Annotated in this window: 9 protein-coding genes; all 9 read right to left on the bottom strand. The window is 53.3% G+C overall.

Annotated elements, in window-relative coordinates; translation table 11 throughout:
* The coding region (gene xseA, locus L691_RS0113180; RefSeq protein ID WP_025690979.1) for an exodeoxyribonuclease VII large subunit at positions 1 to 835 on the bottom strand (835 nt) is incomplete at its 3' end.
* A 10-nt stretch (positions 836 to 845) separates the two neighbouring features.
* A complete protein-coding gene (folD, locus tag L691_RS0113175) occupies positions 846 to 1,703 on the bottom strand; it encodes a bifunctional methylenetetrahydrofolate dehydrogenase/methenyltetrahydrofolate cyclohydrolase FolD (RefSeq protein WP_025690978.1) in 858 nt (285 codons plus the stop codon).
* 108 nt (positions 1,704 to 1,811) lie between these two features.
* Positions 1,812 to 2,264 carry a transcription antitermination factor NusB gene (gene nusB / locus L691_RS0113170; protein ID WP_025690977.1) on the bottom strand — a complete coding sequence of 151 codons (453 nt, stop codon included), beginning with the start codon at positions 2,262 to 2,264 and terminating at the stop codon, positions 1,812 to 1,814.
* A 388-nt stretch (positions 2,265 to 2,652) separates the two neighbouring features.
* Complete coding sequence (locus tag L691_RS0113165) at positions 2,653 to 2,883, bottom strand: DUF2273 domain-containing protein (RefSeq protein WP_025690976.1); 231 nt, start codon at positions 2,881 to 2,883, stop codon at positions 2,653 to 2,655.
* Positions 2,884 to 2,898: 15 nt separating this feature from the next.
* The gene (gene amaP / locus L691_RS0113160; RefSeq protein ID WP_025690975.1) at positions 2,899 to 3,438 is read right to left on the bottom strand and encodes an alkaline shock response membrane anchor protein AmaP; all 540 of its coding nucleotides are present in this window, start codon (positions 3,436 to 3,438) and stop codon (positions 2,899 to 2,901) included.
* Positions 3,439 to 3,512: 74 nt separating this feature from the next.
* Positions 3,513 to 3,929 carry an Asp23/Gls24 family envelope stress response protein gene (locus L691_RS0113155; protein WP_025690974.1) on the bottom strand — a complete coding sequence of 139 codons (417 nt, stop codon included), beginning with the start codon at positions 3,927 to 3,929 and terminating at the stop codon, positions 3,513 to 3,515.
* Between the two features lie 112 nt (positions 3,930 to 4,041).
* Positions 4,042 to 5,385, bottom strand: coding sequence for an acetyl-CoA carboxylase biotin carboxylase subunit (gene accC / locus L691_RS0113150; protein ID WP_025690973.1), 1,344 nt, complete (start codon positions 5,383 to 5,385; stop codon positions 4,042 to 4,044).
* Between the two features lie 16 nt (positions 5,386 to 5,401).
* Positions 5,402 to 5,920, bottom strand: a complete 519-nt coding sequence (accB, locus tag L691_RS0113145) for an acetyl-CoA carboxylase biotin carboxyl carrier protein (protein WP_025690972.1) — start codon at positions 5,918 to 5,920, stop codon at positions 5,402 to 5,404.
* A 246-nt stretch (positions 5,921 to 6,166) separates the two neighbouring features.
* Positions 6,167 to 6,618: SpoIIIAH-like family protein (locus L691_RS0113140; protein WP_025690971.1), on the bottom strand; the 452-nt coding region annotated here is incomplete at its 5' end.

Raw genomic sequence — 6,618 nt, 5'->3', positions numbered from 1 at the left:
GGCGCTGCAGCTGGCGGAGCTGCGCGGCCAGCTCCGCGGCATGCGGCACGGCCAGCTCCGCAGCGGCCGTGGGCGTCGCGGCGCGAAGATCAGCCGCGAAATCGGCGATTGTAAAGTCGGTCTCATGGCCGACGGCCGAGATGACCGGAATAGCTGACCCCGCAATCGCCCTCGCTACCGCTTCTTCGTTGAAGGCCCACAACTCCTCCAGGGAGCCGCCACCGCGGCCCACGATGAGCACATCGGCCTCGCCCATATCGTTCAGATCGCGGATGGCCTTCACGATGGAAGGCGCCGCGCCCTTGCCCTGTACAAGCACGGGATAGAGCACAATGGCTACCTGCGGAAACCGTCTGCGCAGCGTAATCAGAATATCCCGAACCGCCGCGCCCGTCGGCGACGTGACGACGCCGATGCAGCGTGGATAGCGAGGCAGCGGACGCTTCAGCTCCGCTGCGAACAGTCCCTCCTGCTCCAGCTTTTTCTTCAGCTGCTCATAGGCCAGGTACAAGCTGCCAATGCCATCGGGCTGCATATGTGTAGCGTAGAATTGGTACTGTCCGTCCCTTTCGTACACGGTCACATTGCCCCTGGCAATGACCCGCGAACCTTCCTTCGGCACAAAAGGCAGCCGCTGGTTATGGGAAGCGAACATAATTGCCTTGATACGGCTGCTCTCGTCCTTCAGCGTAAAATACATATGTCCGCTGCCATGATGCGTAAAATTGGAGATCTCCCCGCGTATCCACACGTCGGAGAGCAGATGGTCCGAGTCCAGCTTCATGCGGATGTAACGGTTAAGATCTTTAATGGAATATACCTTCCGCTCCGCCATGATGCCTGTCCTATTCCAAACCGTGGCGGCGCTTCGCTGCGGTCAGCGTGTTGACCATCAGCATCGTAATGGTCATCGGCCCTACGCCGCCCGGTACCGGCGTAATGTAACCTGCAACTTTCTTCGCGCTGTCGTAATCAACGTCTCCGGCGAGTTTGCCGTTATCAAGCCGGTTCATGCCCACATCAATAACGACCGCACCCGGCTTCACATAGGAAGCGTCGATAAAATTAGCGCGGCCGATCGCCACGACCAGTACATCAGCCATCCGGCACAGCTCGGCCATATTGCTCGTGCGGGAATGGCACATCGTGACCGTAGCGTTCTCGCGCTGCAGCAGCAGAGACACCGGCTTGCCGACAATATTACTGCGGCCGATAACGACGGCATGCTTGCCGGAAAGGTCGATGCCTGTACGCTTGATCAATTCAATTACACCGGCAGGCGTGCAGGGCAGCAGGCTGTCGTCCCCGATGACCAGATTGCCCACATTAACCGGATGGAAGCCGTCGACGTCCTTCTCTACGGAGATGGCATCGATCACTGCTTTTTCATTGATGTGCTTCGGAAGCGGAAGCTGCACCAGAATGCCGTCAATCTCGTCCGCATGGTTTAGCTCGTCAACGAGCGCGAGCAATTCTTCCTGGGAAGTCGAAGCGGGCAGCCGGTGAACTACCGAATGGAAGCCAAGGCTGATACAGGTTTTTTCCTTGCTGTTCACATATACCTGCGAACCCGGGTCCTCCCCAACAAGCACTACAGCCAAACCAGGCTTGACCCCGCGCGCCGCAAGCGCCTCTACCTCCCGGGCAATATCCACACGAATCTCTTCGGAAACCAGTTTACCGCTGATGATTGCTGCTGTCATGACACTTATCTCCCCTTTGGTGAACTTTGATAGTTGTTAGGCTGTCTTCTCGTGAAAAAAGGGCGCTCAGGCGCATCGTAGCATCTTTTGCTGAACCAGCTTCATTTACTAGGAACGGTTTGTCTTCAGTTCTTCCAGATCCTGAATCATTTTTCCGAGCACGCCGTTGACGAATTTGCCGGAATCTTCAGTGCCGAAATGCTTAGCGAGCTCAATCGCCTCATTGACGGCAACCTTTGCCGGAACGTCATCCCGGTAAATCATTTCATAAGCGGCAAGCCTTAAAATCTGGCGGTCGACGCGGGACAGCCGGCTCATCTGCCAACCCTTCAAGTAATGCTCCAGCATATCGTCAATCGCAGGCTTAGCTTCCCAGATGCCGTTCACATGGTCTAGCACATAATCCTTTAGCTGAAGCTCGTCGGAAATAACGCGCTCCGTCTCATTTTCCTCCGATGCCTCTTCCAGCAGCATTTCCACCGCCTCGCCGCTTTCCACCTCGTTCATTTCCATCTGATACAGGCTTTGTACGATAATTTCTCTCGCAATTCGTCTTTTCATTTGTTCCTCCTTTTAATTAATCCAATCTCCGCTTGACCGATACGGATCGGCCGATCCGGCGGGACGTGTGCCTCGCTGTATCGCAAATAGTCGCTCAAGTAACAAGGTTAGGCGCAAGTACCCCAGTTCAATTATGTCTCTTCAGCATATATGAATTAGGCAGGCGGAAAAACTCCCTATAATTTCAGCATAATTCCCCGTTCCCGTCCGAAATACTCAAATTAGATGGAGATTTTCCAGTCCGCTCTAGCGCCGAGCGCAGGCTGCAGCTTATTTAACCTGTGCGGTAAAGCAGCACCCTCTAGACGCAAAAAAACCGCACCGCCCTTCTTTCGGGGACAGAAATGCAAATGACCAGTTCGCTCCGAAAGAAAGGCTTTAGCGCGGTTCACTTGAAGGGACGCCAGCGGCCCGACAGCTGCTCCAGCAATTCCCGCCATGGGAACAATGGAGCCTGCGCGTCTTTTCTGCCGCCAAGCGTATACCCGATGAACACAACCAGTGCAAAGAACAGCATATCCCAGAAACCGCTAATTAAATAAATGATGCCGAGAATTAAGCCAAAGGCCACTCCGGCAATTCTACCTCCGTGACTTTCCCATATTTCTCTCCAAAGCATAAGGGAAATTCACCTCTATTCCACTCGACTTTTGAAGCTGGGCGACTGGGCAAGATTGGCAATATAGACGGACACGTCGGCAACCGGAACACCCGTCGTATCCTGCACATATTCATGCACCTGCCGCTGTACTTCCGAGGTCAGAAGCGGCAGCGAATGCTCGCCATCCACTACGCCGCGAATCATAATTTCTAGTCCCGCCTGGGAGACGCGAATGCGCGATCTCAGGTCGCGGATGCCTTTGACCCTTCCGGCAGCCTTCAGGCTGAGATTCTCAATTGTTTCCATGGAAATCTGAATATCTCCGTACTCCGTCCGTTGATCGACCGACAGACTGGATGGCCGTTCCCGGCGAATAGAGATGTAGAAGAACCGGATACTCAGCAGGAATAAAATCACCGCAGCAACAATCACGGCGATATAAGCGGATTCCCAATCCCGGATTTCCAAATTCCTTGGGAGAATGCCGCTTAACAGGAGGATGGCAATAACAGATAATATTCCAATGCTCAAGCTGTAAATAAACAGCAAAAGTCTGTCTAAAATTTTGGCCACGAGCCTCGTAACCTCCTCAAAGTAGACTAAACCCTCGACTTGACCGTCGGGGGTTTAATGAAGACCGGAAGTCCTTATTTCACACGAAGGGCAACATCGGTATCGTCGGCAGCTGTGTTCTTTTCCGCACTCTTAAACTGGACGTCGTGAATATGCACATTCACTTCTACTACTGTCAGACCTGTCATCGTTTCGATGGACCGTTTGACGTTTCGCTGAATTTCCGCCGCCACATCCGGGAGACGGGTTCCATATTCGATAATTACGGAGACGTCCACCGCAGCCTCGCGCTGTCCGACTTCCACCTTAACGCCTTTTGAAAGGTTCTTACGTCCAAGCAGCTCGACAATGCCTCCGGCAAATCCGCCGCTCATACCCGCTACGCCTTTAACTTCAACGGTCGCAAGGCCCGCGATCACCTCAATCACTTCGGGAGCGATCTGGATTTCACCGATTTCCGTACGTTCAAATTCTGTCGGCAGTGTACTCATTTTATCCCCCACACCTTTCACATTTGTTCATGATGGCAAGCTTAAAGCACGTCTCTCCATTAAACATACTATATCATTTGACGAAGTTTATGACAAACAATGCGGTTTCGCCCTAAATTTCATTTTCTTCAAGGAACTTGATATCGAAATGACCGTCCAGGAATACGGGATGCTCCAGCAATTTTTGATGAAAAGGGATTGTGGTATGTATTCCTTCAATGGCGAACTCGCCAAGTGCCCGTTTCATCTTGAGAATCGCTTCCTGGCGCGTAGGCGCCCAGACGATGAGCTTCGCAATCATGGAATCATAAAAAGGCGATATCGTTCCGCCAGGATATGCGGCGCTGTCCACACGGACGCCAAGTCCGCCCGGAGGCAGGTAAAAGCCGATCTTGCCCGGAGAAGGCATGAAATTCTTGGTCGGGTCTTCCGCATTGATGCGGCACTCGATCGACCAGCCGTTAATGACAATATCCTCCTGAGTGAACGAAAGGAGGTTGCCCTCGGCCACCGAAATCATTTCCTTGATCAAATCCACCCCCGTTACCATTTCGGTAACCGGATGCTCAACCTGAATACGGGTGTTCATTTCCATAAAGTAAAACTGCCCGTCTGCGCCAAGCAGAAATTCCAGCGTTCCCGCACCGGAGTAATTTACGGCCAGTGCGGCGCGGACAGCTGCGTCTCCCATCGCCTCACGGATATCCGGCGTCAGCACGGAGCAAGGCGCCTCCTCCACCAGCTTCTGGCGGCGGCGCTGCACAGAGCAGTCCCGTTCGCCCAGATGGACCACGTTGCCGTGGTTATCGGCAATAATCTGGATTTCGACATGCTTCATGCCGGTCAGGTATTTCTCTATATAGACTCCGGCGTTGCCGAACGCCTTCTGCGCTTCCTGCTGGGCTGCTGTAATCTGCTTGACCAGTGATTCCTCGTCTTCGGCAATACGAATGCCTTTGCCTCCGCCTCCGGCGGTAGCCTTGATGATAATGGGATAGCCGATCTCCCTCCCAAGCAGCACCGCTTCCTCCACATCTTCGACAAGACCATCGGAACCGGGGATGACCGGAACGCCGGCCTGCTTCATCGTTTCTTTCGCCACAGCCTTGTCACCCATCCGGGTGATGGCTTCAGGAGACGGACCGATAAATATGATATTGCAGGAACCGCAAATCTCAGCGAAATCGGCATTCTCGGCAAGGAAGCCGTAGCCTGGATGGATGGCGTCGCATTCAGTCAGGGTGGCAACGCTCATAATATTCGTAAAATTTAGATAGCTGTCCTTGGAAGCTGTCGGTCCGATGCAGTACGCTTCATCGGCCAGCCGGACATGCAGCGAATCGCGGTCGGGTTCCGAATAGACCGCAACGGTGGAGATGCCCAATTCGCGGCAGGCGCGAATAATCCGAACGGCAATTTCCCCCCGGTTGGCGATCAACACTTTTTGTATGTTCATTACTTTCCTCCCGATTCTAAGATTCCGGCTTCACCAGGAACAAGGGCTGGCCGTACTCCACAAGCTGGCCGTTCTCCGCAAGTACGGATACGATTTCCCCGCGGACTTCGGCTTCCAGCTCGTTCATCAGCTTCATCGCTTCGATAATGCAGACTGTCGACTTCTCGGTCACCCGGTCGCCAACGCTTACGAATGCAGGCAAATCCGGCGAAGCTGCGGTGTAGAACGTTCCCACCATCGGAGAAACGATTTTATGTAAGGTTCCCTCTGCGGGAGTAGAGACCGTCTCTTGCTGCGGAGCGGCGGGACTGGGGGGAGCTTGCCCGACAATCTGCTGCGGTGCGGGCGGCTGTGGAGCAGGCGTAAAGTGGTAAGGAAAAGGCGCTGCCGGAACTACATGCGCTTCCGCAGCCTCGGAACGGTCCGGTTTGCGGATAGCCAGTTTCATTCCTTCGCTTTCAATCTCCAGCTCATGCACGGAAGAGGTCTGGTCCAGCAATTCGATCAATTCCTTAATTTCACTTAATTTGAACATTTCGATCAGTTCACTCCTTCAGCTTTCTCTCAAACCCGCCAACTCGGCGGATAAGATGAACCGGCTTCGACGCCCTTTCGGGAACGTCAACCGTCACTCGTACAACATAGCGGAAAGGACCAGCTGCAATGCTAATCCACCTATTTTCCATGATAACTTTATGTATTATATCACAAACGCAGGAAATGGAAAGAGCCCGGGTTGACCCGAGCTCTTTCGCCAATTCCTGCGTGATTTGTGTTCGTATTACTGTTCCGATACATGCTGAACGCTTACTTTATCCTGTGAAACGCTCAGCTCTTTCATGACCAGATCGATGATCGAGGCCGCCTGTTTCACATCCAGCTTGTTGCTGAGCACAACCACCTTATAGGAATCATTGCTCTCTTCCTTGACGATTGCTTCGCTGTACTGCTGTTGAAGCTTTTCTTCGATTCCGTTGATTTTGGATTCCTTCTCTTCGAGCTGATGCAGCTGCTCTTGCGCGGACGCGCTGTCCGATGGCGATTTGTCCATATCGTTGATCGCAGCCATCAGATCCTGCTGCTCTTTCAGGTTCTTCTGCTCTCGTTCGTACTGGTAGTTGGTGAACAGACTGGAGGCCGAAGTGCTTTGCGATGCAACTTCATTCAGAACAGCCGCGTCGTCCTTCGATACGCCGCTGTCTGCCGAAGCGGCATCTTTACCGCTATCCAATG

This window comes from Paenibacillus zanthoxyli JH29, from assembly GCF_000520715.1.
Classification (GTDB): domain Bacteria; phylum Bacillota; class Bacilli; order Paenibacillales; family Paenibacillaceae; genus Paenibacillus_AQ; species Paenibacillus_AQ zanthoxyli.
This window is presented reverse-complemented; position numbering and strand designations above follow the sequence as displayed.

Bases quoted from the DNA above. Each gene is read 5' to 3' on its own strand.
- L691_RS0113155 (WP_025690974.1), bottom strand. From the start codon at position 3,929: ATGAGTACACTGCCGACAGAATTTGAACGTACGGAAATCGGTGAAATC.
- folD (WP_025690978.1), bottom strand. From the start codon at position 1,703: ATGACAGCAGCAATCATCAGCGGTAAACTGGTTTCCGAAGAGATTCGT.
- L691_RS0113165 (WP_025690976.1), bottom strand. From the start codon at position 2,883: ATGCTTTGGAGAGAAATATGGGAAAGTCACGGAGGTAGAATTGCCGGA.
- accC (WP_025690973.1), bottom strand. From the start codon at position 5,385: ATGAACATACAAAAAGTGTTGATCGCCAACCGGGGGGAAATTGCCGTT.
- nusB (WP_025690977.1), bottom strand. From the start codon at position 2,264: ATGAAAAGACGAATTGCGAGAGAAATTATCGTACAAAGCCTGTATCAG.
- accB (WP_025690972.1), bottom strand. From the start codon at position 5,920: ATGTTCAAATTAAGTGAAATTAAGGAATTGATCGAATTGCTGGACCAG.